Source organism: Prosthecobacter sp. (assembly GCF_044226605.1).
Classification (GTDB): domain Bacteria; phylum Verrucomicrobiota; class Verrucomicrobiia; order Verrucomicrobiales; family Verrucomicrobiaceae; genus Prosthecobacter.
The window spans coordinates 107573-131866 of record NZ_JBGAGS010000006.1 but is presented as its reverse complement, the minus strand read 5'-3'; the positions used below and the strand labels follow the sequence as shown (position 1 = coordinate 131866).

The 24294-nt window shown below is 60.3% G+C and carries 18 protein-coding genes; 17 read left to right on the top strand and 1 reads right to left on the bottom strand.

Features of this window, described 5'->3' with window-relative positions; translation table 11 throughout:
* Window positions 1-11: 11 nt before the first annotated feature.
* The 10 genes from ACILSO_RS09545 (at window position 12) to ACILSO_RS09500 (ending at window position 11000) form a co-directional block, all read left to right on the top strand.
* Window positions 12-1136, top strand: a complete 1125-nt coding sequence (locus tag ACILSO_RS09545) for an AAA family ATPase (RefSeq protein ID WP_395737160.1) — start codon at window positions 12-14, stop codon at window positions 1134-1136.
* Window positions 1137-1395: 259 nt separating this feature from the next.
* Window positions 1396-2655, top strand: a complete 1260-nt coding sequence (locus ACILSO_RS09540) for a sialidase family protein (protein WP_395737159.1) — start codon at window positions 1396-1398, stop codon at window positions 2653-2655.
* Window positions 2656-2880: 225 nt separating this feature from the next.
* Complete coding sequence (locus ACILSO_RS09535; RefSeq protein WP_395737158.1) at window positions 2881-3696, top strand: hypothetical protein; 816 nt, start codon at window positions 2881-2883, stop codon at window positions 3694-3696.
* A gap of 219 nt (window positions 3697-3915) precedes the next feature.
* Entirely contained in the window at window positions 3916-4392 is a 477-nt protein-coding gene (locus tag ACILSO_RS09530; RefSeq protein WP_395737157.1) for a hypothetical protein, read from the top strand.
* A gap of 936 nt (window positions 4393-5328) precedes the next feature.
* A complete protein-coding gene (locus ACILSO_RS09525) occupies window positions 5329-5784 on the top strand; it encodes a DUF6389 family protein (RefSeq protein WP_395737156.1) in 456 nt (151 codons plus the stop codon).
* A 114-nt stretch (window positions 5785-5898) separates the two neighbouring features.
* Window positions 5899-6390, top strand: coding sequence for a hypothetical protein (locus ACILSO_RS09520; RefSeq protein ID WP_395737155.1), 492 nt, complete (start codon window positions 5899-5901; stop codon window positions 6388-6390).
* A gap of 60 nt (window positions 6391-6450) precedes the next feature.
* The gene (locus ACILSO_RS09515; RefSeq protein WP_395737154.1) at window positions 6451-6798 is read left to right on the top strand and encodes a hypothetical protein; all 348 of its coding nucleotides are present in this window, start codon (window positions 6451-6453) and stop codon (window positions 6796-6798) included.
* Between the two features lie 138 nt (window positions 6799-6936).
* Window positions 6937-7437, top strand: a complete 501-nt coding sequence (locus ACILSO_RS09510) for a hypothetical protein (RefSeq protein WP_395737153.1) — start codon at window positions 6937-6939, stop codon at window positions 7435-7437.
* 729 nt (window positions 7438-8166) lie between these two features.
* On the top strand, window positions 8167-10518 hold the full coding sequence (locus ACILSO_RS09505) for a neutral/alkaline non-lysosomal ceramidase N-terminal domain-containing protein (RefSeq protein ID WP_395737152.1): 2352 nt from the start codon (window positions 8167-8169) through the stop codon (window positions 10516-10518).
* Window positions 10519-10580: 62 nt separating this feature from the next.
* A complete protein-coding gene (locus tag ACILSO_RS09500; RefSeq protein WP_395737151.1) occupies window positions 10581-11000 on the top strand; it encodes a hypothetical protein in 420 nt (139 codons plus the stop codon).
* Window positions 11001-11004: 4 nt separating this feature from the next.
* Here ACILSO_RS09500 and ACILSO_RS09495 read toward each other — a convergent pair whose 3' ends face one another.
* The gene (locus tag ACILSO_RS09495) at window positions 11005-12273 is read right to left on the bottom strand and encodes an NPCBM/NEW2 domain-containing protein (RefSeq protein WP_395737150.1); all 1269 of its coding nucleotides are present in this window, start codon (window positions 12271-12273) and stop codon (window positions 11005-11007) included.
* A gap of 67 nt (window positions 12274-12340) precedes the next feature.
* Here ACILSO_RS09495 and ACILSO_RS09490 point away from each other — a divergent pair, with 67 nt between their 5' ends.
* From ACILSO_RS09490 to ACILSO_RS09460, 7 genes are all read left to right on the top strand, one after another.
* Window positions 12341-14554 carry a DUF1549 and DUF1553 domain-containing protein gene (locus tag ACILSO_RS09490; RefSeq protein ID WP_395737149.1) on the top strand — a complete coding sequence of 738 codons (2214 nt, stop codon included), beginning with the start codon at window positions 12341-12343 and terminating at the stop codon, window positions 14552-14554.
* Window positions 14555-14562: 8 nt separating this feature from the next.
* Complete coding sequence (locus ACILSO_RS09485; protein ID WP_395737148.1) at window positions 14563-16773, top strand: serine protease; 2211 nt, start codon at window positions 14563-14565, stop codon at window positions 16771-16773.
* Window positions 16773-19058, top strand: coding sequence for a c-type cytochrome domain-containing protein (locus ACILSO_RS09480; RefSeq protein ID WP_395737147.1), 2286 nt, complete (start codon window positions 16773-16775; stop codon window positions 19056-19058). The genes ACILSO_RS09485 and ACILSO_RS09480 overlap by 1 nt, the downstream gene beginning before the upstream one ends.
* 97 nt (window positions 19059-19155) lie before the next feature.
* Window positions 19156-20532 carry a DUF1501 domain-containing protein gene (locus ACILSO_RS09475; RefSeq protein ID WP_395737146.1) on the top strand — a complete coding sequence of 459 codons (1377 nt, stop codon included), beginning with the start codon at window positions 19156-19158 and terminating at the stop codon, window positions 20530-20532.
* 57 nt (window positions 20533-20589) lie between these two features.
* Window positions 20590-22014, top strand: a complete 1425-nt coding sequence (locus tag ACILSO_RS09470; protein WP_395737145.1) for a DUF1501 domain-containing protein — start codon at window positions 20590-20592, stop codon at window positions 22012-22014.
* 34 nt (window positions 22015-22048) lie between these two features.
* Window positions 22049-23422 carry a hypothetical protein gene (locus ACILSO_RS09465; protein WP_395737144.1) on the top strand — a complete coding sequence of 458 codons (1374 nt, stop codon included), beginning with the start codon at window positions 22049-22051 and terminating at the stop codon, window positions 23420-23422.
* 22 nt (window positions 23423-23444) lie between these two features.
* A complete protein-coding gene (locus tag ACILSO_RS09460) occupies window positions 23445-24290 on the top strand; it encodes a M15 family metallopeptidase (protein WP_395737143.1) in 846 nt (281 codons plus the stop codon).
* Window positions 24291-24294: the final 4 nt, after the last annotated feature.

The window sequence follows — 24294 nt, the reverse complement described above, 5'->3', positions numbered from 1 at the left end:
ATGCGCCCCACATGATCCAGTCCCTCCGCCTCTCCGGCTACCGCTCCCTGCGCGATCTCCGACTCCGCCTCGGCCGCGTCACCGTCATTCGCGGAGCCAATGGCGTCGGCAAGACCAACATCTACCGCGCCCTCCGCCTCCTCTCCGTTCTCGCCCGTGGCGACTTCACCGAAGCCGTCGCCGCAGAGGGCGGCATGCGCAGCCTCCTCTGGGCCGGCAACAAAGAGCACGCCCGCGTCACGACCTTCTCCGCCGAAGTCATCTCCGCCGCCTTCACCTACGAGTTTGAGTGCGGCCTCCGCCCCGCCACTCCCGGCGATCTCACCGCCTTCAAGCTCGACCCCGACATCAAACTCGAAGCTCTCCGCAACGGCAAAAAACTCCTCGCCAAACGCACCCGCTGCCAGGTCCGTCTCGCCGACTCCAAAGGCACCATGCACACCCTCGCCGAGCCCATCGGCTCCCCCGAGTCCATGCTCGCCCTCATCCGCGATCTCGAAAAATACCCCTCGCTCCTTCACGCACGCCTCAGCCTCGAGCGCTGGCGCTTCTACCACGCCATGCGCACAGATCCCGACGCCCCCGCCCGCATGCCCGTCCGCGGCTGCTGGTCCCCCGTCCTCGCCGAAGACGCCTCCAATCTCCCCTCCGTCATCCAGACCATCAACGAATCAAACGAAGCCCGCGCCTTCCACACCGCCCTCGATCAAGCCTTCCACGGCTCCCGCCTCCACATCGAGTGCGCCGACTGGTTCCACCTCGCCTGGCAGGCCCACGATCTCCCCCGCACCCTAGCCGGCCACGAACTCTCAGACGGCACTTTGCAGTTCATCTGCCTCGCCGCCGTCCTCTGCAGCCCGAAACCACCCCCGCTCTTCGTCCTCAACGAACCCGAGACCAGCCTCAACGAATCCGTCTTCCCCGCCCTCGCCGATCTCGTCCTCAAAGCCTCCGAGCACTCCCAGATCATCATCATCTCCCACTCCCAGCCCCTCTGCACCGCCCTCGCAGAACGTTGCAAAGTCCGCGTCCAGGAACTCACCATGCGCCACGGAGACACCCGCCTCCTCGGCCAGGAACACGCCCGCGCCTGCTACGTCTTCGACGATGACGACGACCCACCCGCTGCTCAGTAAAACCAGCGCCCCAAGGAGCGGCACTTGCCAAGTGCCGCCACCCAGCGCGTCGCGTTCTCCACCATAAGGCTCCTCGCCATCACCCACGCCGCCGCACCTCGCCCCTCTTCCGGCCAATTCTCAATTTTCAGTTTTCAGTTCCCAGTTTACAATCATCGCCACCCTGCCCCTCCGAATCACGGAGAAGAATGCGCAGCGTGAAAAACGACCGTTGCCCTCCCGTAGTGTCCCTGCAGCCACTCCTCCACCCTCTCTCCCCATGTACCTCCGCCGCACTTGGCTCACCGCCGCCATCACCCTCCTCCTCCCCGCGCTCCTCCCACTCCACGCCGAGCCCACCCCCGCCATCACCGGCGAGACCGAGCACTTCCTCTACCGCATGCCATCACCCGATGCCCCCTACATCGACACCCAGCGAGATAACAAGGCCTTCGCCTTCAAAGGCACTCGCATCATGCTCTCGGAGGACAACGGCGCCACCTGGCCCCACAGCGCCGAATTCCCTGACGCCGAAAACATCACCTTCAGCGTCATCCTCAAAAACGGCAGCATCCTCTTCGCCACTCGCGAGCACCTCTTCCTCTCCACCGACAATCTCAAAACCCATCGCGAGATCATCGTCAAAAAAACTGACGGTACCGACTACCTTCCCCACACCCCCGTCAAGCCCGACCAGCCCGGCTGGTACTTCCACTCCCTCGATGGCGAGCACTGCTTCGAAGTCGGCGGCAAAGAAATGCTCGTCTGGGGAAATTACTGCAACGTCATCGGCGGCCCCGTCCCCGTAAACATCTACTACTCCACAGACAGCGGCCAGACCGTCAAGGTCGCCTACTCCTTCGGCCAAAACCCCAAGTTCCAGCAAAAAGACGCCCCACCCACCCCACCCCCCCACGGCGATACAAACAACACCCACAACGCCCCCCCCGTTCACAACGTCACCTACAGCCCCGCCGAAAACGCCTTCTACGCCGTCACCGGAGACATCGACCGCGGCCACGGCAACGAATGCCACTGGCTCCGCGGCACCTACAATGCCACCGCCGATACCTGGGATTGGAAACTCCTCATCTCCGTCAATTCAAACTCCCGCTTCAAATGCGGCGGCCTCAATTTCCTCGGCGACAAACTCTACTGGATTGCCGACGCCAACGGCCCCGCCCTCGCCAATCGCCACGACCGTGGCATCTTCGTCACCTCTCCCCAGGACATCACAGACGTCTCCAAGCACACCCTCCTTTTCAATCCCATGTTCGAATCCGCCAACATGCTCCTGCAGGACGGCGTCTTCGTCGCCACCCACTGCGCCCCCGCCTCCACGTACAAGTGCGGCATCATCTGGTCCCCCGACATGGGCAAAACCTGGGCCCAGTACGACCTCGCAGAATTCGGCCCCCGCAGCGGCTGCCGCATCAACAAAAAAAACACCGACGGCTGGTTCCGCATGGACCTCCGCAAAGGCTGGATCGACCGCGCCGAAGTCCTCTTCCTCAAACCCAAGTCCGCCGCAAAACCCTGACCATGAAGTACGACAGACACTCCTGTCTGTCGATCAACGTTCCCCAATCCTCCCCGACCGACGAACAGTGCCCACCTCACTGCACAGAGCCTCCGCCATCTCGCCTGAAAAGAGCAGAGAAATGAGCTGGTCGCCCGCTCCGAAACCGCCGTATCTCGTCGATATGACCGACGCAAGTTGTGGGATCCTCTGATCCCATGCGCCCAACTCATAATGCCTAATGCAATGAAACTCGTCAGAACCGCCACGTTTGCCGCCGGATTGTTGAGCCTTTGTCTGGTGTCCCGCGTCGGCCTCGGCGCAGAAGCAGCGGCTCGCCTCACTCCCGGAGACACCTTCTCCATTCCGTTCCATGAGATGCCACCGACCTACTGGTCCATCTCCACCTCGAATAAAGGACCGGCGCGATTGTCGATTTCGCTCCCCAAGAACTACACGCCGGGCGGCAAGTTCCCGCTCCTCGTCTCCCTGTATGGCGGCACCGGCGGCAATGGTGGCCCCAAGCCGGCTATCGTGTCAGCCATGACCCAGGACCAGGACTTTGTCTGCGCCTCCATGCCCTTGTTTAAGAAGATCGCTCCGAAGGACCCCGGCGGCAATGTCGTCATGCGGGATGAAGACGCCCAATACATGTGGCCCTTCTTCCGCACCATGCTCGCCAAACTCTTCGAGGTCGTCCCGAACATCGACAAAAGCCGCATGATTATCGGCGGCTTCTCCAATGGTGCTCACGCCACCCAGGGCCTGATCGATGAATCAGACGGAGAAATCGCAAAACAGTTCTCCGCCTTTTTCTTCATCGAAGGCGGCGGCCGCCTGAAGCATTACGAACTGCTGAAGGGGAAGCCCTATCTCATGGTCTCCAGCCAGACGGGCTCAAAGCCCCGGGCACAGGAGATCATCGACCAGGCCTCCGCTGCCGGCGCCTTGACCACGTTTATCTTTGAGGATGCCGGTGGCCACACCATCCCGATGAAGGCAGCCCCCGCCATGCATGCCTGGCTCATCGGCCAGGCGACAAAATCCACTTCACCGAAATGACTAGCCGGCCCAATGAACAAACCGCCTGACCAAGCACCCCAGCGAACGGTGCCGTCTTTACGCTAGCTCCTTTCGCGCTACCCAGCGCCGTATTGTAGTACCGGCTTCAGCCGGAATCCTGTCCGCGAAAAAAGACCGGGACAAACCCAGCAATGCTGTTCACCATTCACCTCTCAGGCTTCAGTCCACGTGGCTTCCACTCCGAACAATAAACTCTCCATGAACAAATCATTCAGGATCTGGGTCACCCTCGGCGTTGCCACGGTTTTCGCTGTTGCAGCCTTGGCCGCATATCCCCGCAGGCAGCCTACCTTCGAGATCTACGGCTCCGACGTTCTCTCCACCACGGCCTCGGACGACATTGTGGGCGCAGCCCGCCATGACGTTCACAAGTCGCTGGCCAATTGGACAACGGATGCTCACGGCCAACGGCATGACCCCTCTTATAAGGAAAGTGGTCGCGGCTGGTCTCACACCACCAAGCCCGGTGACACCCCGGTAAATGTCGTGGGGCGCGGCACCACTGAATTCACCGACGCCAGCGGCAATCACATCGTCATCGAAGTCATTTCTGGCAAGGACAGGCCCACACTGGTGTTTTTTTCCCCGCTCAATGACAAAGACGCGGCGACCCTCATCAATGCCTTTGCCGCTTCCCTCCAAAAGCAGGGCGTCAGGCCGGTCCTTCACCAATAGCCTCCAAGCACGCGCTGCAGCAAACGGCACCGGCTTCACGCTGGCTCCTTCTGTGCCACTTATCCGCCTGCCATGTAGCCAGCGCCCCGCGTCGCCCAGCCCCGTATTCTAGTGCCGGCTTCAGCCGGAATCCGGCCAGCGCCCTCAGACCGACCTAACCCAGTTCTATTCCTGCCATACTCAAATGGCACTCGGTTACCGACATCCATTGCAAGTCCCGAAGGCTGAGGGCATTCAAACAACGCGCCAGCTTCTTGGACTGCGGTGGCAGAGATGCAAGGCGCAGGCCTGCATCGCCGACACCGCTTTCGCGTGGACTATAGGGCTCGTCGTCCTCAGCCCATCATTCAGCCTTCGCACATGACCTCACTGAGGCGTCACCGTAGCCCACTCATCCCTCCGAAAATGTCCACAGCCCACCGCACATGCGCCAGCAAAGTGGTCCGCACCTCGTGAAGCGCGCCGAAGGCAATCCTCTGTGCGGCTCCTTGGTATCCTCCCCCGCCATTCCTCCCAGCATTCCGCACTGGAAGCGCCGGTTTCCAATCGGCTCCGGCATCGCTCCCTCCATGGCCAGCCATCATCCCAATCCCACACACCTCCGCCACACCTCGACCCCAACGGGGTCATGCAATAGCGAAGGGTTGGCGAGCCTCGGCGAGGCTACCCTGGCACCCAGTCTAAGAGCCCGGGAAGCAAACCCATCGACTCGCCGCACCCAGCGCGCACCAGCAGCGTCTGCAAAACGTCCCGCCGCGCCTCCTTCATGCGCGGCGGCATCGACCACATGGCGAAGAATAAAAAACGTTTCGCGTGAAAATCGACACTTTTGCGTAGCTTCGCGCACTATGACAACAACACTGTCGGCAATAAAAGCGTTGGGACAAACCCAACAATTCTGTTCACCATCCACCTGTTAGGCCGCTTCACAGCTGTATGACACGCGACGAGTATATCCAGCATGTTGAAGCCGTCTTAGGCGAGCACACTGAGTCCGCGACGAGCCGACTTGCGGCTGCGCTCATCGATGTTCCTCCCAAGGTGCAAAAGGTAGAGATCCAAATTTTTGTCGACCAGGATGGAGAGGGGTTTCTTGATGTTCGAGTTGAGTTAGTCGGACCCGATCTGTTTGTTCTTAATCGGGCCATCGCCACCTATGCAGAACTTTTCAGGACTCGGATGACAGAGGAAGGGCTGGAGCCTGCGCTCCCACTCATGGAGCCTGGAGGCGAGTCATTTTCGGTTCATGATACGCTCACTGATTGTGCTGCGACCTGGCTCTCCACGGTCTGGGTGAAGACCAGGCGCACTGCTTTTCATATTCCCATTGTCGTTGTATCGCATGACGGATACGGCGCGACCACACCATTCAACCTCGATCACCCGGCCTAACCTAGCGCCGCAGCCAACGGTCTTTGGCTCTGTGAGTCCTTTCAGATTGCGACATTTTGGGTTCGCAAAAGCCGGTGGCTGAGCTTGGGGCGTTAGCCAACGTTGCCACACGACATGTCAATCACACCAAGAGTCAGTGTTTCGATGCGCGAGTTTCTCCGCACCGGCGAGTTTGGTCCAGTGCGTCTTGGCGACTCAGCTGATTCTCTCAGAAGCGTTTTCGGAGAGCCTCCTGTCGTCGGAGGCAGTTCTCGTCGCCTGCCGGGCATCTGGAAGTATGGAGACATTGAGTTCCATTTGAGCAGCAACGCGAGGCAAGTTTGTCTGATCTTCTGCGACACTTTCGAGCAGCTTCAGCTTGGTCCAGTCGCATCGTTCGACCGCTGGTTCTTTGACGGACATCCGCCTGTGGAACTGGTCGAGCGTGAGTTGGTGTCGGCCGGCATCGGGTGTCAGAGACACGACATGCCGCACGAACCATCCGCCTTTTTGCTGCGTCTCGACAGCGGCGTGGAGTTGCTGTTCAGTAGAGAAAGCGATCCCGCAATGTGGCCCGGTGTTCCCGGTCTTTTTGGATTTCAGTATGCAGACAAGAATGCCAGCTAACCATGCGCTCCTGCGAACGGCTCCGGCTGTCAAGCTGGCTGCTCAGCCATCATCACCCGCGTGAAACAGTATCCCACATCTGCATTCAGCATCGAAGTCTGGCGTGAGATTTACGGCATCTTCTGGCGCGAGCGCATCCCGTGCCTCCCTTCCGATGTGACGCCAGACGGCATTGACCCTGTGGCCATTGAGACCACAAAAAGAGGAGTCGAGATCACTGGAATGATGTCGTTCCTGGAGTCAAAAAGTTGCCCACTCCGATTGTGCCTCTCGCGCCCAGTTTTTTCATCCGTGGAGAGCGTGAGTGTCGCGAAGCTTAGAGCATCCACCATTTCTGACGCGAGCCTCGAAGGGAAAAGATTGTCTGTTTCCATCTCTGCTAACCTCGACAAAAGAGATGAGGAATGATTGGCCGAACCAGAACGTTGCATCGAATGGCCTCTCCGCCGTCCGGCCGAGCGCTACGGGTGCTCGAGAGTGCGCGATGCGTCCCTTCGGTGCCGAGGCTATTGCGGAGCTTGGTCGCTAGAAAATTCTGCACACACCATGAAACGAGCCATTCTACTCTTCTTATTCTGCGCCACCTCCGCTGTTGTAGGCGAGTCATCGCCGTTATGGCCGGGCGTACAGTTCACCGAGGTCAGAGCCTACGCGTGGCCAAACGATGAAGTGACCGAGGCCGTTATTCTTGACGGCATGACCCTCAAGCCAGGCGTCATCAACAAAGACGGCGCTCTCCTGACGGCCCAGCAGACCAAGCGCCTCCTCGCCGCAATCACCGGCAAGCATCCGTGGCACCCAGTCGCATCTTGCCACATCCCGCACAACGCCTTCGTGTTCTATGACGCCGCGCATCACCCCGTTGCGTCCGTTGAGCTTTGCTTCGGCTGCTTCAACCATCGCATCCAACCGGGTGGCACCAGCCGCTATCTCGACTTTCCCAGCCTCGCCTCCATCTTCGACGAACACAAACTCCCCATGGGCGCGTATCCAGACTACAAAGCCTTCAAAAAGAAATTCGACGAAGTCAGTAAACTCGCAAAATGAACGAAGCGCCTACCATGCGGCCAGCGCGTCAGCCTCCGCATTCGCTGCGCTTTAGAGCGTTAGACGGCATGACACGCTCATGAGTTCTCACGTTTTATTCGTCGAAGCAGTTGGCGCGGCAGAGGGGTTGCCAGCTGTGCTCCGTGACCACTCCGTCGAGGTCACAGGTCTGAAGAAGACGTGTTTCGACGAGTCTTACATCGAGTTTCTCGACACGCAGATTGAGCTAAGCCCACGCGGTCTAGAGTGGACAGAGCGTCTCAAGCGGCGACGCGCAGCATTGCTTCCATTTTGCGGCATCACCCTCTTGTATGGTCGCGTGCAGGTTGACGATGCCGATTTCACCGTTCGGGTCCACCCAGAGACTAGAGCCGTTGTTCATTGGGAGCAGTATTAGCATGACCCTGCCGCCTAACCATGCGCTGCATCGAGCTCTTCTGAGTGGTGGGCGCTAGTCCGCCTCTTTGTGAGCATCCCATCAATTCATTCTCTGCTCCCTCTGCCTCTCTGCCCCTTTGCGGCGAAAACCGAGCGTCCCTTCGCCCCCTCATCTCCATAATCAAACACCGCGTTCCGACCTTCCCCCCAAACCTCTGAATCCAAAATTTTTCTACCCATAATCTTTCTGCCCTCACCTCATCGCAAACCAAGAACAGAGAACAGAGAACAGAGAACCAATCCCCCCTCCAGCAAGTCCCCGCCTCGCCCTCACGTAGTCTCCGCACACACATGAACCGGCACCTCCTCCTCTTCCTCCTGCTGCTCCTCTCCCTCCCATCCCTCGCCGCAGACACGCCCACCACCCACCCCGCCGGAGCCGCCTCCATCGACATCACCCCCGACTACCCCGTGCGCCTCAGCGGTTACGGCAACCGCCGCGCCCCCAACACCGGCGTCTCCCAGCACATCTTCGCCAAAGCCCTCGCCATCGGCTCCGATGAATCGGCAGAAGGCCCCGCCATCCTCCTCACCGTGGACAACGTCGGCGTCCCCGCATCCATGCGCACCGAAGTCTTCCGCCGTCTCCAGCGCGACACCAAAGCCACCGACGCCCGCTTCGCCATCTGCTCCAGCCACACCCACTGCGCCCCCATGCTCATCGGCGTGCTCCCCAATCTCTTTGGCATGGACATCCCCGCCGAGCACCTCCCCGCCATCGAGCGCTACACCCGCGAACTCACCGACAACCTCGAAAAAGTCGCCCGCGCCGCCCTCGCAAATAGAAAACCCTCCACCCTCGCCTGGGGCGTCGGCAAAGTCGGCTTCGCCGCCAACCGCCGCCTCTTCCCCTTGAAGCCCATCGACCACGACCTCCCCGTCCTTCGTATCACCGGCGCCGATGGCAAAGTCAGCGCCATCTTCACCAGCTACGCCTGCCACTGCACCACCATCGGCATCGATGAAATCCACGGCGACTGGGCCGGCGTCGCCCAGGAAGCCCTCCAGCGCGAATTCCCCGGAGCCATCGCCCTCACCGCCCTCGGTTGCGGAGCCGATCAAAACCCCAATCCCCGCCGCACCATGGAACTCGTCAAACAATACGGCGAAGACCTCGCCACCGAAGCCAAACGCGTCGCCACCGCAGAACTCAAATCCCTCACCACCCCGCTTGCCTGCGAAACCAAGCAAATCGACCTCGCCTTCGACACCCTCCCCACCCGCGCAGAGTGGGAAACCCTCGCTGCCTCCAAAACTCCTGCCATTTCATACCACGCCAAAAAGAATCTAGCTCGCCTCGATCGCGGCGAAAAACTCCCCACCCATCTCCCTTACCTCGTCCAGCGCTGGAGCTTCGGCAACGACCTCGCCATGGTCTTCCTCCCCGGCGAGATCACCGTCGACTACTCCCTCCGCATCAAGCGCGAATACGACCGCTCTCGCATGTGGGTCAACGGCTACTCCAACGACGTCCCCTGCTACGTCCCCTCACGCCGCGTCCTCGAAGAAGGCGGCTACGAAGGCGCGGGTGCCATGGTCTACTACGACCGCCCCACCAAGTTCGCCCCCGATGTCGAAGACCGCATCATGACCGCCGTGCAGTCCCTCATGCCCAAAGCATTCATCGCTCAAGCATACCAACAAATCGACTCACCCGTCGCCATTACTTACCCCGACCACTCCGATCTTCTCACCGTCCGCGGCCGACCCGTCCAAACCGCCGCCGACTGGGCCGAGCGCGTCACCGACATCAAAAACAACATGCAGCAAGTCATGGGCCCCCTCCACGACACCTCCCGCTGGACCCCTCTCAACATCCAAACCATCTCCGAAGAAAAAACAGAGAAGTACCTTCGCCGCAAAATCCACTTCACCCCCGAACTCGGCGATACCGTCCCTGCATGGCTCCTCATCCCCAATGACGCCGTCAAAGCACCCGCCATGCTCTGCCTCCATCAAACCACTCAGATAGGCAAAGACGAACCCGCAGGCCTCGGCGGCAAGCCCTCCCTCCACTACGCCCACGAACTCGCCGAACGCGGCTACGTCTGCCTCGTCCCCGACTACCCCTCCTTCGGCGAATACCCTTACGACTTCAAAACCCAGGGCGCACATCGCCCCAGCGGTTCCATGAAAGCCATCTACAACAACCTCCGTGCCGTCGATCTCCTCCAATCACTCCCCCAGGTCAACAAGGACAAAATCGGCGTCATCGGCCACTCCCTCGGCGGCCACAATGCCCTCTTCACCGCCGTCTTCGACGACCGCCTCAAAGCCGTCGTCACCAGTTGCGGCTTCACCCCCTTCCATGACTACTACGGCGGCAAAGTCGCCGGCTGGACCAGCGACCGCTACATGCCCCGCATCCGCGACGCCTACGACAACAACGCCGACAAAATCCCCTTCGACTTCTACGAAGTCCTCGCCGCCATCGCCCCCCGCGCCGTCCTCTCCAACTCCCCCCTCCACGACACCAACTTCGACATCACCGGCGTCCGCAAAGCCTTCACCAAAGCAGGAGAAATCTACACCCTCCTCAAAGCCGAAAAAAACCTCACCCTCCTCACCCCCGACGCCCCCCACGACTTCCCCGACCCCGAACGCCAAGCCGCCTACCAGTGGCTCGATCAAAAGCTGAAGTAGCAAAACGTCTCCTTAGCTATCGACGCCCCATTTTAGATCCGATAGCCTCGCCCACTCTCACCATGAACACCAAGCGCCTCCTCATCAGCATCATCGTTGTCTTCGTGGCCCTCTCCATCACCGACATCCTCATCCACGGCCTCTGGCTCTCACCCCTCTACGGCGCCACCAAGGAGCTCTGGCGTCCCGAAGCCGAAATGAGCAGCGGCAAATACATGGCCTGGCTCCACGCCGGTCACCTCCTCGCCGCCATCACCTTCACCACCCTCTGGGCCGTCGGCTTCGCCCAAAACGCCAAAGCCACATGCGCCATCAAATACGGCCTCTTCATGGCTCTCTACGGCCAGACCCACACACTCATCAGCTACGCCGTCCAGCCCTTCACTCTCGAGATCGTTTGGAAGTGGATCATCAGCGCCTGCGCCCAAGGCATCCTCCTCGCCTTGATCCTCTTCAAAGTTTACAAACCCAAAGCCGCCTGACGCATCACTTCTTGATGAGCGTCGGTTCCGCCCAGATCGCATAATTGCTCTTCGCATCCAGCCCTCGCGAAGTCAGCCCCAGCTGCAGTTCCGTCACACCGCTCACATCACACTCCAGCAGCTTCGCATTTTCCGTCCCATTCAGAGTCACACTCGTCAGCACCTTACCATCTCCGTTGACCGTAAACTCCACCCGCCCCTTTTCTCCGAGTTCCGGATGCAATCCCGCCAGCACCCTGAACTTCCCATATACATCTTTTGGCAGCAAAAAAGTCAGCGGCTTTCCCATCCCCGCGCTGATCCCGTTTTTGAACTCCTTGTTGCCGGATCCGACACACAACTTCAGCGGCACCGCCCTGTTTCCGCCCGCCAAAATCACCCCGCTCCGCGCATGCCCCCAGTTCGGCGAGCTGAAAAACTGCGCCTGCGGATAGTACAAACTTGCCGCCTCCAAAGGAAAGAAAGCACCTATCGGCACCTCTTTGAGCATTTCCTGGTCTTCAGCGGCAAAACGCTGCTTCCCGAGGCAAATCATCGTGTAAAGCGCATCCGCCACCACCTTGGCGTCCATCTCTGCGGCCCTTAGCTGATGCCTCACCACCGCCTCCTTGTCCCCCGCATACAGCCCCTGCATGATCGGCACCGTCGTGGTCCGCGCATTGATGATCTCCTCATGTACCCGATGCATGAGCCTCCATGCAGCTTCATTCACGGTCGTTCCAAGCAGTGCAGGTTTGTACCCTTCAATGCTCACCGTGAAATCCCCGTTCTCAATCGGCCCATGCATGAGCTGATCCTTCATCACCTCCGTTGGCGGCAGAAACTGCTGCAATAGCGTGAACATGTTGTCTCCCGGCACTGTGTGCGCCGGGCTGCCATAATCTTCGATCTGGTGGCACATCGTGCCCATGTACCGCACTGCGTCGCCCTGCCTCCCCTCGCGCCATGCTGCCACTGCCTTCTCCATGAAGTAACGCATCACTTCATGGTACTCCGCCTGCTGTGTCGGTACATGCAGGATCTTCAGATACACCTCGTTCGGCACTGACTCCATCTTGGCATACTTGGCGTTTTCCTTGTCCGAAAACACATTGTCCGGAATCATGCAGTAGCTGTCACCCAGCTGCTTCAATTCGCCACCCAGCGCCTCCTTCTGCCATGCCGGCAGCACCTCCAAAGCCCCACGTGTGATGGCATGATGAGGCTGCCCCCAGCCGAAGACCAGCGTAGGAATTGAGAGTGCAAAAAAGGCGGTAAATGCTGCTTGTCTCATAGTGCTTAAAATTGGTACTAAAGTCACTCGCTGCATAAAAGCGGCGGTTGCAGACCGTAGGTTTGATGTGATCCAAAAGAAAGCCCTTCTCAAAGCCTGCCTGTTTTTGCAGCTCGCTGCCACGACCTTCGCGGCAGAGCCATCACGTGCACTCAGCTTCGTGAATGACATCCAGCCCATTCTCACCAAAGCCGGCTGCAATGCAGGTGTTTGCCACGCCAAGGCCATCACCGGTCAGCGCGGCTTCCGTCTCAGCGTTCTCGGCTTTGAGCCGGAGGAAGACTACGAGGCTATCGTCAAGCAGGGGAAGGGCCGTCGCGTCTTCCCACCGGCGCCGGAGGAAAGCCTCCTCATCACCAAAGGAGCCGCCATCGTTCCCCACACCGGTGGCAAGCACCTCGAACCAGGTTCTGAAGACTACAAGACCCTCGTGCGCTGGATTGCCGAAGGCATGAACTACGTGCAAAAGAATGAGGCAAAGCTGACCGCCATTGCTGTGGAGCCTTCACGCGTGACCATGAAGGTCAAAACCGCGCAGCAGCTCAAGGTCACCGCCCGCTACTCCGACGGCACCAGCCGGGACGTCACGCGTCTCGCCCTCTTTGAGGCCAATGACCGCGCCATGGCCGAGGTTGGTGAGCAGGGCCTCGTAAAAACATTCGACCTACCAGGCAATGTGGCCGTCATGGTCCGCTTCGGTGGTCTCGTTTCCGTGTGCAGCGTCTCCATTCCACTTGGTGCTCCGGTGGAATCCCTGCCGCCGGTGAAAAACTTCATCGACCAGCACGTCTTTGCCAATTTGAAGCAGATCGGCATTCCCCCTTCACCCATTTGCGACGACTCCACCTTTCTCCGCCGCGTCTCTCTGGACATCGGAGGCCGGCTGCCCACCCAGGAGGAAACGAAGGCCTTCCTGGCAAGCCATGAGCCGGACAAGCGTGACCGCGCCATCGAAGCCCTGCTCAACAGCCCTGACTATGCGGACTACTTCGCCAACAAATGGACGGCTTTGCTCAAAAACACCCGTTCCGAAGCCGCCGACATCACTTCAAATTTCGCCTTCCATGCCTGGATGCGCGACAGTTTGCTCGCGAATACGAAATACGACCAGATCGTGCGTCAGATCCTCGCCTCCACCGGCACCATTGTTTCCAATCCGCCCGTGGCGTGGTACAAGCGTGTGAAGGAACCGACCACGCAGCTTGAAGACGTTGCGCAGCTTTTCCTCGGCGTGCGCATGCAGTGCGCCCAGTGTCACCATCATCCCTTCGAGCGCTGGACCCAGGCCGAGTATTACCGCCTTGCCGCCTTCTTCAGCCAGATTGGCCGCAAACCGACCGCCATTGCCGGAGAAGACCTCATCTTCCACAAACGCGGCGTCGCGCAGACTGAGCACCGCAAAACTCGCGTCATGCTCAAACCTGCCGGTCTTGGCGAGCCGGAGCTCGACATCGCCCCCGATGACGATCCGCGCCTCGCGCTGGTCGATTGGATGAGCAAGAAGGACAACCCCTTCTTCGCCAAGTCCCTCGTGAACCGCTATTGGAAGCACTTCTTCAAACGCGGCCTCGTGGAACCTGAGGACGATCTGCGCGACACCAACCCGCCCACCAATCCTGAACTTTTTGACGCCCTTGCCAAGAGCTTCACAGACAGCGGCTACGATCTCAAAGCACTCGTGCGCACCATGGTGCAGAGTCATGCCTATCAGCTCAGCTCCACTCCCAATCAATCCAACGGCATCGACCTCCAGGCCTACTCCCATTATTACCCGAAACGCATGACCGCCGAAGTCATGCTCGACAGCATCGACATGGTCACCGGCGCCAAGTCCGACTTCGCCGACCTTCCAGCGGGCACCCGGGCCATTTCTCTGCCGGACAACAGCTACAACCGCGCCTCGCCATTCCTGAAAGTGTTTGGGCGTCCTGAAGGCGCCAGCGTCTGCGAGTGTGAGCGTGTGCAGTCTGCCAGCCTTGCGCAGAGCCTGCACCTCATGAATGCCTCCGATGTGAAGGCAAAGCTCACCGCCAGCGGCGGACGTGCGGAGACCCTCAGCAAGGCTGAGATGCCCGAGCCCAAGCGCATCCGCGAGCTCTACCTCGCCGCGTTTTCCCGTGAGCCCACCGCCGATGAAGTGCACATCAGTGAATCTTATGTTCTCAGGCCGCGCAATGATGCCGCCGGCAAACCACTCGACTCCCAGCGCGCCAGACGCAACGGCTACGAAGACCTCCTCTGGGCACTGCTGAACACCAAAGAGTTCCTGTACAATCACTGATAAAGCTTATGCTCGAAAAACTCACCCTTACCCTGACCCTGGGCGCCTTCCTGGCCGCCTCTGCCCTCGCCCAGCAGGTCACGCTGCCGCTGCCGCGTCTGCTCACCGTCATGCCCATGGGCGGTCAGGCTGGCACCACGGTGGAGGTCACCATCACTGGAGAAAACACCGAGGACGTGAAAGAGCTGATGTTCTCCACGCCCAAGATCACGGCGTTGCCTGTTGCAGGCGCAGAAAACAAATTCAAGGTCAGCATCGCGGCGGATACCCCGGTGGGAGTCTATGATGCGCGGGTGATGTCGCGGCTCGGAGTCTCCTCGGCACGCGCCTTCTCCGTGAACAAGCTTCCCGAAGTGGTGCGCAGCAAGCCAAACAACTCGGTGGAAACGGCCATGGCCCTTCCCGTCGGCACCATTTGCAACGCCACCATGACGAAGCGTGCGGTGGATTTTTATGCATTTCAGGGCGTCAAAGGGAAACGCGTGGCAGTGGACTGCGCTGCGACTGGCATCGACTCCCGGCTGACACCAGTGGTCATCCTGGCGGACGCAAAAGGCGGCGACATCAAAGTGAACCGCACGGGAGGCGTGATCGACTTCATTCCTCCGGCGGACGGCACTTACTTGATCAAAGTCAGCGACCTGACCTATCAGGGCGGTGACCGTTTGTTCTACCGTCTGGCGCTCCAAGAAGTCGCTGGCAACGGCCCGGCATCGCGTCAGCCACAGACCCTGACCGTCAGCGCGATGTCCTGGCCGCCATCCGGTCTGGCCGAGACCGCGAAGACGAATGAAGCCGAGCCGAACAACAAGCCTGCCGAAGCGCAGAAAATTTCCCTTCCCTGCGACATTGCAGGCTCGTTCTTCCCGGCGGCAGACGTGGACACCTTTCAGTTCACGGCCAAAAAAGGCGAGACATGGTGGGTGGAGGTGGGCTCCGAGCGCCTCGGTTTGAACACGGATCCTTTCGTCCTTGTGCAGCAGGTGAAGGAAACGAACGGCAAAGAGACGCTGGTCGATGTTGCAGAACTCTATGACATCGCCCCGCCGATGAAGGTCACCAGCAATGGCTACTCCTACGACGGCCCGCCGTATGATGCCGGATCGCCCGATGTGAACGGCAAGTTTGAGGTCAAGGAAGACGGGACCTACCGCCTGCAGGTGCGGGATCTTTTTGGCGGCACCCGCAGCGATGCCAACAACATCTACCGCCTCATCGTGCGCCAGGCTGCGCCAGATTTCTCCCTCGCTGCCTGGGCGGTGCACATGACACTCCGCAATGGCGACCGTGCCGCGCTCTCCAAACCCATGGCGCTGCGCGCGGGTGAGACACGCGCATTCGAGGTGGTGGTGCAGCGGCGCGATGGCTTTGATGGTGAGATTGAGATCGGCATGGAAAACCTGCCTCCGGGTGTAAGTGCGGCCGGATTGAAGATCGCCAAAGGCAAGCCCTTCGGTCATCTGATCCTCACGGCGTCCAGCGACGCCAAGCACGGGTTCTCCCTTGCACGCATCGTTGGCAAAGCCTCGATCAACGGCGCTGTGGTGACGCACCCGGTGCATATGGCGAGCATGGAGTGGCCGGTGAAGGATGCGAAGGGCGAGATTCCCGCGCCGCGTCTCATGGCCGATGTTCCCGTTTCGGTGAGCGAGTCCGAGCAGGCGCCTCTGAGCATCGCGCCGGCTGAAAACAAAGTATTCGAAGCCAAGGCGGGCGAGACGCTCAAAATCCCGCTCAAGCTGACCTGGCGCAACGAGTTCAACGGCACCTCCATCAAGGTGAGGGCTTATGGAGAAGGCTTCAGCGCCATCAAGGAGTTCGACATTCCTCTCAAGGCCGCGACTTTCGACGCGGCGCTGGACCTTGCCGCATTGAAGATCGCGCCGGGAGACTACACCTTTGCCTTCCAGAGCCTGGGCATCTGCAAATACCGCTACAATCCCGCCGCAGTGCCGCTGGCTGAGGCCGAGCAGAAAAAGGCGGAGCAGGCCGCCATCGCCGCTGCCGCGGAGGCCAAAAAAATCGCGGCCACGGATGCCGAGGCCGCGAAGAAGGCAGCGGAAAAGCAGAAGCTGGCCGATGCCGCCATGACCACCGCCACCAGCCGCATGAAAGCCATCACTGCTGCGGCTTCACCCACGGACACGGTGGAAATTCTCATCTCGGAACCCATTCGGGTTTCCGTGAAACCCGCCGCAGCCACCACCGCCAGCAAGTGATGAAGTCTTTTCCGCTCATTGCCCTTCTTTGCGCCGCGCTGCCAGCAGTGGCGGCGGATCTCGACTACTACCGGGATGTTTACCCATTCCTGAAGGCGAACTGCATTTCGTGCCACAACAAGACCACCACCAAGGCGGATCTGAACATGGAGACGCCGGAACTCATGATCAAGGGCGGTGAAACCGGCCCCGCGATCATCCCCGGAAAGGGTGCCGAAAGTCTTATCGTGACGGCGTCACTTCATCAGAAGGACATGGAGATGCCGCCGCCGAACAACAAGTCAGGCGCGGTGAACCTGATCCCGGAACAGATTGCCACCTTGAAGCTGTGGATTGATCAGGGTGCAAAAGGCTCCGTCATGGAAGAGCGTGCCGTGGTGCTTCAGGCGTTTTCCGCCAGCATCGATCCCATCTACTGCGTGGCGATGACGAAGGACGGCCGCTATGTGGCCTGCGGCCGGTCCAACCATATCGACGTCTATGACCTGGCCACACGCCAGTTCGTCACTCACATTAGCGATCCTGCAGAGAAGAATGGCGCATCACATCGCGCCTTGGTGCAGTCTCTTGCGTTCAGCCCTGACGGCACACGTCTGGCCAGCGGCAGCTTCCGGGAGGTGAAAATTTGGAAACTGGCGGAAACCAAGCCGGCGGCAAGCACTGCAAAGTCTGCCTCGTCTCCTGCGGGTGCGGATCTTCTCAAAAAGATCGCCACCACAGGCAAGGTGACCGTGCTGAGCAGTGCGCTGTCTGCCGATGGCAAGCAGGCCGTCACCGGCTGTGATGACGGTTCCGTGCGCGTGTGGGATGTGGCTGCCGTGAAGCCGGTCATCGAACTGCGCGGCAGTGTGGCGGCTGCGAGGAAAATGGCGGAGCTGGAGTGGACCATCGCCGCGCAGACTCTGGAGCAGGCTTTCCAAAAGAGCGAAGTCGCGCGCATCGAAGCGCAGGACAAGGCGCTCGACGTTTTGCTGGGCAAGGCCAAGGAGGCCATCGTGGCCATGAGCAAGGTGCTGCCGGAAAAGCAGAAAGCCGTGCCACCGACCACTGAGGCCAAGGCCGCGGCGCAAAAGGCCGTCGATGAAGTGGCCGCAAAGATCAAAGCCGTTCCGGCAGGCAAACCCGACGCCGCTTTGGAAAAGCAGCTCAAAGATGCGCAGGAAAAGTTCATCACCGCAAACATGACGGAAGTCTCCGCGCTTGCGGCCGTCAACGCCGCGCAGAGCAACGTGAAGGATGCCGAGGACGATGTGAAACGCATCACCGATTCCAAAGCCGTCAATGCCAAGGCCATCGCCGCGGCAAACGCGGCGGGTGCCGCCGCGAAGACCTTGCAGGACAAGGCGACGGCTGATCTTGCCGCGGCGAAACTCGAACAGACCAAGGGCGGCGCAAAACCCATCGCGGTTTCATTCTCCGCCGATTCACTGCGGGTGGCCTCACTGTTTGACGATGGCACGCTGCGCGTGTGGGCTGCGGCCACGGGCATGCCAGTCGAGGAGAGTTCTGGGAAGACCGCCGCCATCACGACGATCACCTCCACGTCGGACGGCACGTTCACCGCCACCAAGGCGAGCACCCAGACGGTGGGCAGCCCGCCAGGCTGGGCATTGGAGCGCAAAATTGATCAAAAGGGTCTATTTGCCGACCGCGTGAACGCCGTGCGCTTCAGCCCGGACGGCAAAATACTCGCTACCGGTGGCGGCGAACTCTCGCGCAGCGGGGACATCATCTTCTTCGACGCAGCCACCGGCAAGGTAACGCAATCCTGGAAGGAAAAGCACACGGACACCGTGCTGTGCCTTGATTATTCCCCGGATGGAAAACGCCTCGCATCAGGTGGTGCGGACAAGATCGCCCGCGTGACGGACGTCGCCACCGGCAAGCAGTTGAATCTTTTTGAAGGGCACACACATCACGTCATGGGCGTGGCATTCCGCAGCGACGGCCGGGTGCTGGCCACCGCTGGCGCGGAAGGCACCGTGGTGACCTGGGACATGATCATCGGTGAACGGAAGCGAAAGATCGAAGGCTGGACCAAGGAGGTGACCTCCCTGCAGTTCATCGGCGCCACCAATCAAATTGTCACCTCCGCGGGTGACAACCGCATACGCATCGTGACCGATGATGGCACGGAAGTGCGCGCCATGGCCAATCTGCCCGATTACATGCAGGCCGCAGTCTGCGCGCCCAATGGCAGCGCCATCATTGGCGGTGGTGAAGACAGCATGCTGCGCATCTGGGACGGCGCTGGAAAGGAACTGGCGGTGTTTGGAGGGAAGTAGCCGTTCGGGGAGGAATTTCGACTCATCATTGACCGCGTGAACTCCTCCTATGTCCTCCCTCATTCAGCCTCCATCCCGCATCCGGTGCGCCGGTCCTATGTCAAGGCGTGGCTTCATGCAGTTTGGCCTGTCCGGAATGGTGGCATTGAGCTGGCCTGACCTGCTCAGGCTCCGGGCGGAGAATGCGGCGAAGTCCAAAGCAGAGCGCAAGGCCATCATCATGGTCTGGCTGCCTGGCGGGCAGTCCCACCTGGACACGTATGATCCGAAGCCTGACTCCAGCAGCGAATACCGCGGGCCGTTCAAGACGATTCCAACGAAGGTGCCTGGATTGCACTTTACGGAGCTGATGCCCTTGCAGGCAAAGATCGCGGACAAATTCACCGTGCTGCGCTCGATGAACCAGACTGCGGGCGGTCATCCTGCTGGAACACTGCAGATGCTCTCGGGAGACCCCGACACCCGCGACAAACCGGCACCGCGCCTGCCAGACTGGATGTCGGTGGCGCATTACCTGAGGTCCAGGGAAGCTCCCCGAGCTGCGGCCCTGCCCAATTACGTCAGCGTGAATCCGATCAACGCAACCTACTGCGGTCCGGCGTATCTGGGCGAAGCGTATGCGGCGTTTGCGGTGAGCGAAGATCCGAATCGTCCCCGCTTTGAGGTGCCAAACATCGGTCTGGCAGATGAGGCGGAATCCCGGCGGCTGAGCGACCGCATCGCACTCCGCCGCAGCCTCGACAAGATGGAGCGTGCGTTTGACCGGCAGGGGGAGCTGCACGCACTGGATCAGTTTGAGTCCCAGGCGATGTCACTGCTCACGAATTCACAAACACGCGATGCCTTTGACCTGAGCAAAGAAGACGCGCGGACGCGGGATCGTTATGGACGCAACCGCTGGGGGCAGCAGCTGCTGCTCGCGCGCCGTCTGGTGGAGGCGGGTGTGGAAATCATCACCAGCAGCCTCCATGGCCCGCTCTGCGGGCGCACGCAGGTCTGGGACGACCACGCGGTCGATCATCACATCTTTGAGGCGCTGCGGTTCCGGATGGGAAATTATGACCAGGCGGTATCCGCGCTGATCGAAGATATTCATGCGCGCGGTCTGGACAAACGGGTGCTCGTGGTCGTCACGGGGGAGTTTGGCCGCACGCCGAAAATCACCTTTGACCGCAGCACGGGCGCGGGGGACGCCAGCGGACCTGCGGGGACGCTGCAGCCGGGACGCGACCACTGGCCGCGGGCTTTTTCCAATATCTGGGCCGGCGGTGGAATCCAGACCGGGACGGCCATCGGCGCCACGGACAAACGAGGCGAAGACGTGATCGAACGGCCCTGCAGTGCCGGGGATTTTCTTGCCACGATTTACCACCATCTGGGCATTGATGCCTCCAAAGTGACGATCGAGGATTTCAACGGCCGGCCCAGACCCATTGTCGATCACGGACGTCCGATCCCAGAACTGATCGCGTGAGTTTTGTCCAAGCATTACCCGATAAACACAAGCAACGCCGAGCGTATTTTTAAGAGCATGTCATCCATCATTCAGCCTCCTTCCCTTGTTCGTTGTGCCGGTCCGCTGTCGCGCCGTGGATTCATGCAGTTTGGCCTGTCGGGAATGGCGACTCTGAGCTGGCCGGGGCTGCTCAAGCTGCGCGCGGAAAATGCGGCCAAGCCAAAGGGAGAGCGCAAATCCATCATCATGGTCTGGCTGCCGGGCGGGCAGTCGCACATTGACACCTACGATCCCAAGCCGGAGGCCAGCAGCGAGTATCGCGGCCCGTTCAAGACGATCAGCACCAAGGTGCCGGGAACGCAGTTCACCGAGCTTCTGCCGATGAACGCGAAGATCGCGGACAAATTCACCATCGTGCGCTCCATGCATCAGTCCGCCGGAGGTCATCCGGCCGGGACCATGCAGATGTTTTCCGGCGACAGCGACACGCGCGACAAGCCAAAGCCACGGCTGCCGGACTGGATGTCCGTGGCGCATTACCTGCGCACGAAAGAGGGCGGCCGTTCCAATCCGCTGCCGAACTACATCGGGGTGCCTGCTGCATCGCCGGAGTATTCCAGCCCTGCGTACCTGGGAGACGCCTACGCACCCTTCGCGGTGAGTGATGATCCGAACCGGCCGAGTTTCCAGGTGCCGAACATCGGGCTTTCGGATGATTCGGAAACCCGCCGTCTGAGCGACCGGATAGCGCTGCGCAGGAGCCTGGACAAAATGGAGCGTGCATTTGACCGCGAGGGAGAGCTCGGAGCATTGGATGAATTTGAGGCGCAGGCGGCCACGCTGCTGACGAATCCGCATACGCGGGATGCCTTCGATCTGAGCAAGGAAGATCCCGCCCTCCGTGACCGCTATGGCCGCAACCGCTGGGGCCAGCAGCTGCTGCTGGCGCGCCGACTGGTGGAGGCTGGTGTGGAAATTGTGACGAGCAGCCTCAGCGGGCCGCTGTGCGGACGGGTGAACAACTGGGACGACCACGCGGTCAATCAGCACCAGTTTGAAGCGCTGCGCTTCCGCATGCCGACTTATGACCGGGCAGTCTCGGCTCTCATCGAAGACGTCTATGCGCGCGGGCTGGACAAGCGCGTGCTCGTGATCGTGACCGGAGAGTTTGGCCGCACGCCGAAGATCAGCTTTGACCGCAGCACCGGAGCGGGAGATGCCAGCGGACCCACGGGGACGCTGCAACCGGGCCGCGACCACTGGCCACGCGCCTTCACCAATGTGTGGGCCGGCGGCGGCATCCAGACGGGCGGCGTCATCGGCGCCAGCGACAAGCGCGGTGAGGACGTGGTGGAGCGCCCCTGCAATGCGAGCGACTTCCTTGCGACGATCTACCACCATCTTGGCATCGACTATTCCAAGGTCACCCTGGATGACCTGAATGGACGTCCGGTGCACATTGTGGAAAATGGAAGGCCGATCGCAGAACTGATCGCGTGAAGATTTACGGCATCTGGTAACGTAGAAGAGTGCCATGCACCTCCGGCCGGCCCTTCTCCTTGGTTTGTTTTTCGCCTTTTCCAATGCGTACGCACAGGAGGTGAAGGATGGGCAGTTTGCCGTGGTGTCGAATCTCAAGGCAGGTGTGGCGAAGGTGGACATCACGCCGCCAGATGCGGGCGCGATCAAGATCGTAGGCCACGTGCGGCAGGTCACCACCGTGCGTGACCCGCTGCGTGCCGGAGTCTTGATTCTGGACGACGGCGAAACCAAGGCCGCGATCGTCACGATGGACACCATTGGTGCGTGGGACGACATGGTGCGGGATGCGCGCGCGCGGATCGAGGCGGAAACAGGCGTGCCTTCCGCAAACATTCTCATCGCCGCCTCGCACAATCATTCCGCACCTGGATATCTGGAGAACATGCGCTGGGCTGGAGAATTGATTCAAAAGCTGGGTGCTGCCGCCAAGGAGGCTGCCGGGAGCATGAAGGCGGTGAACATCGGCTATGGGGAGGATCGGATCAGCTTTGGCATCAACCGCCGCAAGACCTACGATGGCCGGGCGGTGGTGAGCCTGAACCCCGAGGGCCCGAACGACCCGCGGGTGAAGGTGCTGCGCTTTGACGATGGCGCCACGCTCACGCCGATGGCTGTGATCATGCATGCGGTCTGCCATCCGTGCTTTTTCACCTGGGGAGACAAAGGCTCGCAGCCTTATCCGAAAGGCTACCCGAAGCTGAGCGCGGACTTTCCGGGCGAAGCGCAAACTTTTGTGGAAATGTGCTACGCGCAGAAAACGAGCGCTCTTTTCATGCAGGGCTGCGCGGGAGACATCCGGCCCAATCTGCCGGGCTATCCCTACCGCTGCGCTGACGAAGCGGACATCCAGTGGGCAGGGCGCGATCTTGGCGGCGCAGTGGCGCGCGCGGCCGCATATGGAGTGACACGCGAGCAGCTGCGCAAACGTGAAACCTTTTACCCCATCCGGGTCGCCAGCGAGGTGGTGGAGCTTCCCGGCAAGGAGCAGCCGGTGCGCGCGGAGCTGATGGCCATGAAGATCGGCCCCTTTCTGCTGCTCACAATGCCCGGAGAGCCGATGGTGGAGTATGGGTTCAAGCTCGAAAAAGCCATCGCCAACCGCGCCACGCCCATCATCGTCGGTTATGCGAACGGAAACATCGGGTACATCGCCACTGAAGACGCTCATAAGGTGGGCGGGTACGAGCCGAACTTGTCCAAGCTGAAACCCGAAGCCGAACCCATCATCCTGCAAAAGCTTGGCGCACTGGCAGACCGTGTGGTGGGTGATGTGTTTGCGAGCTTCTCGAAACATCCGAAAGACATGCAGAAACGCGAGGCCGAAGAAAAGGCGCGCCTGCAGTTCACCTCTCCCGCGAAACCCTGAAACGGCCATCCACTGAACCGGCATGAACCACGACGAAGCAGCACGCCGCGCCTACTGGGCGGATCAAATGGAGCAAGGCTATGCAATCGTGCAGAAGCTCATCGAGTTTCCCGTGCATGAATGCGGTGAGAGGTTCGCATCCATCCCTGACGCCGCGGCTGCGGCGGGTGTGGAGATGCTGTTTTCCACCAGCAAGATCGCAGGAGACCTGGAGCGTGTTTATTTCCTGCGCGAGAGCCTGGTGCGCGACGTCATCACCATCGGGCGCGAGATGAACGAGCGTGGCTGGATTTTGAAAATCGAGGACGGCTTCCGTTCGCTGGACATGCAGCGGCAGCTGGTGCGCAAGCCATCCGTCTTCGACACGGTATTGAAAAAATGCATCTGGGAGCTCGGCGGAGAAATTCCGAGCACAGAAATGATGTTCCGGCGTGCCATCGTGCTGACGGCGAACATGCCGAAGATCGGCGCGCACATGTCCGGCTCAGCGATCGACATTTCGGTGTTTCGACGTGACGACGGAACGGAGGTGTGGCGCGGATATCCGTATCTGGAAATGAGCGAATGCACGCCGATGAGGTCGCCCTTTGTCGCGCCGGAACATGTGGCCACCAGGCTGGAGATCGCAGCGATGATGGAAAAGCATGGCTTCATTCACTTTCCGTTCGAGTTCTGGCATTTCGACAAAGATGACGCCGGAATGCACATCCTTACCGGGAATTCTGCGCCCTGCCGCTTTGGACCAGTGAACTGGGATCCGCGCAGCAATGAGGTCACGCCTGTGCCTGATCCTCTCGCCCTGCTCAATCCGCTGCCGGTGATCGAAAAAGAAATCGCCGCTGCTCTCGAACGTGTCCGCTCTGCCTAATTTC

Coding starts and splice junctions, on each gene's coding strand:
- ACILSO_RS09545 (WP_395737160.1), top strand. CDS start 12: ATGATCCAGTCCCTCCGCCTCTCCGGCTACCGCTCCCTGCGCGATCTC.
- ACILSO_RS09540 (WP_395737159.1), top strand. CDS start 1,396: ATGTACCTCCGCCGCACTTGGCTCACCGCCGCCATCACCCTCCTCCTC.
- ACILSO_RS09535 (WP_395737158.1), top strand. CDS start 2,881: ATGAAACTCGTCAGAACCGCCACGTTTGCCGCCGGATTGTTGAGCCTT.
- ACILSO_RS09530 (WP_395737157.1), top strand. CDS start 3,916: ATGAACAAATCATTCAGGATCTGGGTCACCCTCGGCGTTGCCACGGTT.
- ACILSO_RS09525 (WP_395737156.1), top strand. CDS start 5,329: ATGACACGCGACGAGTATATCCAGCATGTTGAAGCCGTCTTAGGCGAG.
- ACILSO_RS09520 (WP_395737155.1), top strand. CDS start 5,899: ATGTCAATCACACCAAGAGTCAGTGTTTCGATGCGCGAGTTTCTCCGC.
- ACILSO_RS09510 (WP_395737153.1), top strand. CDS start 6,937: ATGAAACGAGCCATTCTACTCTTCTTATTCTGCGCCACCTCCGCTGTT.
- ACILSO_RS09505 (WP_395737152.1), top strand. CDS start 8,167: ATGAACCGGCACCTCCTCCTCTTCCTCCTGCTGCTCCTCTCCCTCCCA.
- ACILSO_RS09500 (WP_395737151.1), top strand. CDS start 10,581: ATGAACACCAAGCGCCTCCTCATCAGCATCATCGTTGTCTTCGTGGCC.
- ACILSO_RS09495 (WP_395737150.1), bottom strand. CDS start 12,273: ATGAGACAAGCAGCATTTACCGCCTTTTTTGCACTCTCAATTCCTACG.
- ACILSO_RS09485 (WP_395737148.1), top strand. CDS start 14,563: ATGCTCGAAAAACTCACCCTTACCCTGACCCTGGGCGCCTTCCTGGCC.
- ACILSO_RS09480 (WP_395737147.1), top strand. CDS start 16,773: ATGAAGTCTTTTCCGCTCATTGCCCTTCTTTGCGCCGCGCTGCCAGCA.
- ACILSO_RS09475 (WP_395737146.1), top strand. CDS start 19,156: ATGTCAAGGCGTGGCTTCATGCAGTTTGGCCTGTCCGGAATGGTGGCA.
- ACILSO_RS09470 (WP_395737145.1), top strand. CDS start 20,590: ATGTCATCCATCATTCAGCCTCCTTCCCTTGTTCGTTGTGCCGGTCCG.
- ACILSO_RS09465 (WP_395737144.1), top strand. CDS start 22,049: ATGCACCTCCGGCCGGCCCTTCTCCTTGGTTTGTTTTTCGCCTTTTCC.
- ACILSO_RS09460 (WP_395737143.1), top strand. CDS start 23,445: ATGAACCACGACGAAGCAGCACGCCGCGCCTACTGGGCGGATCAAATG.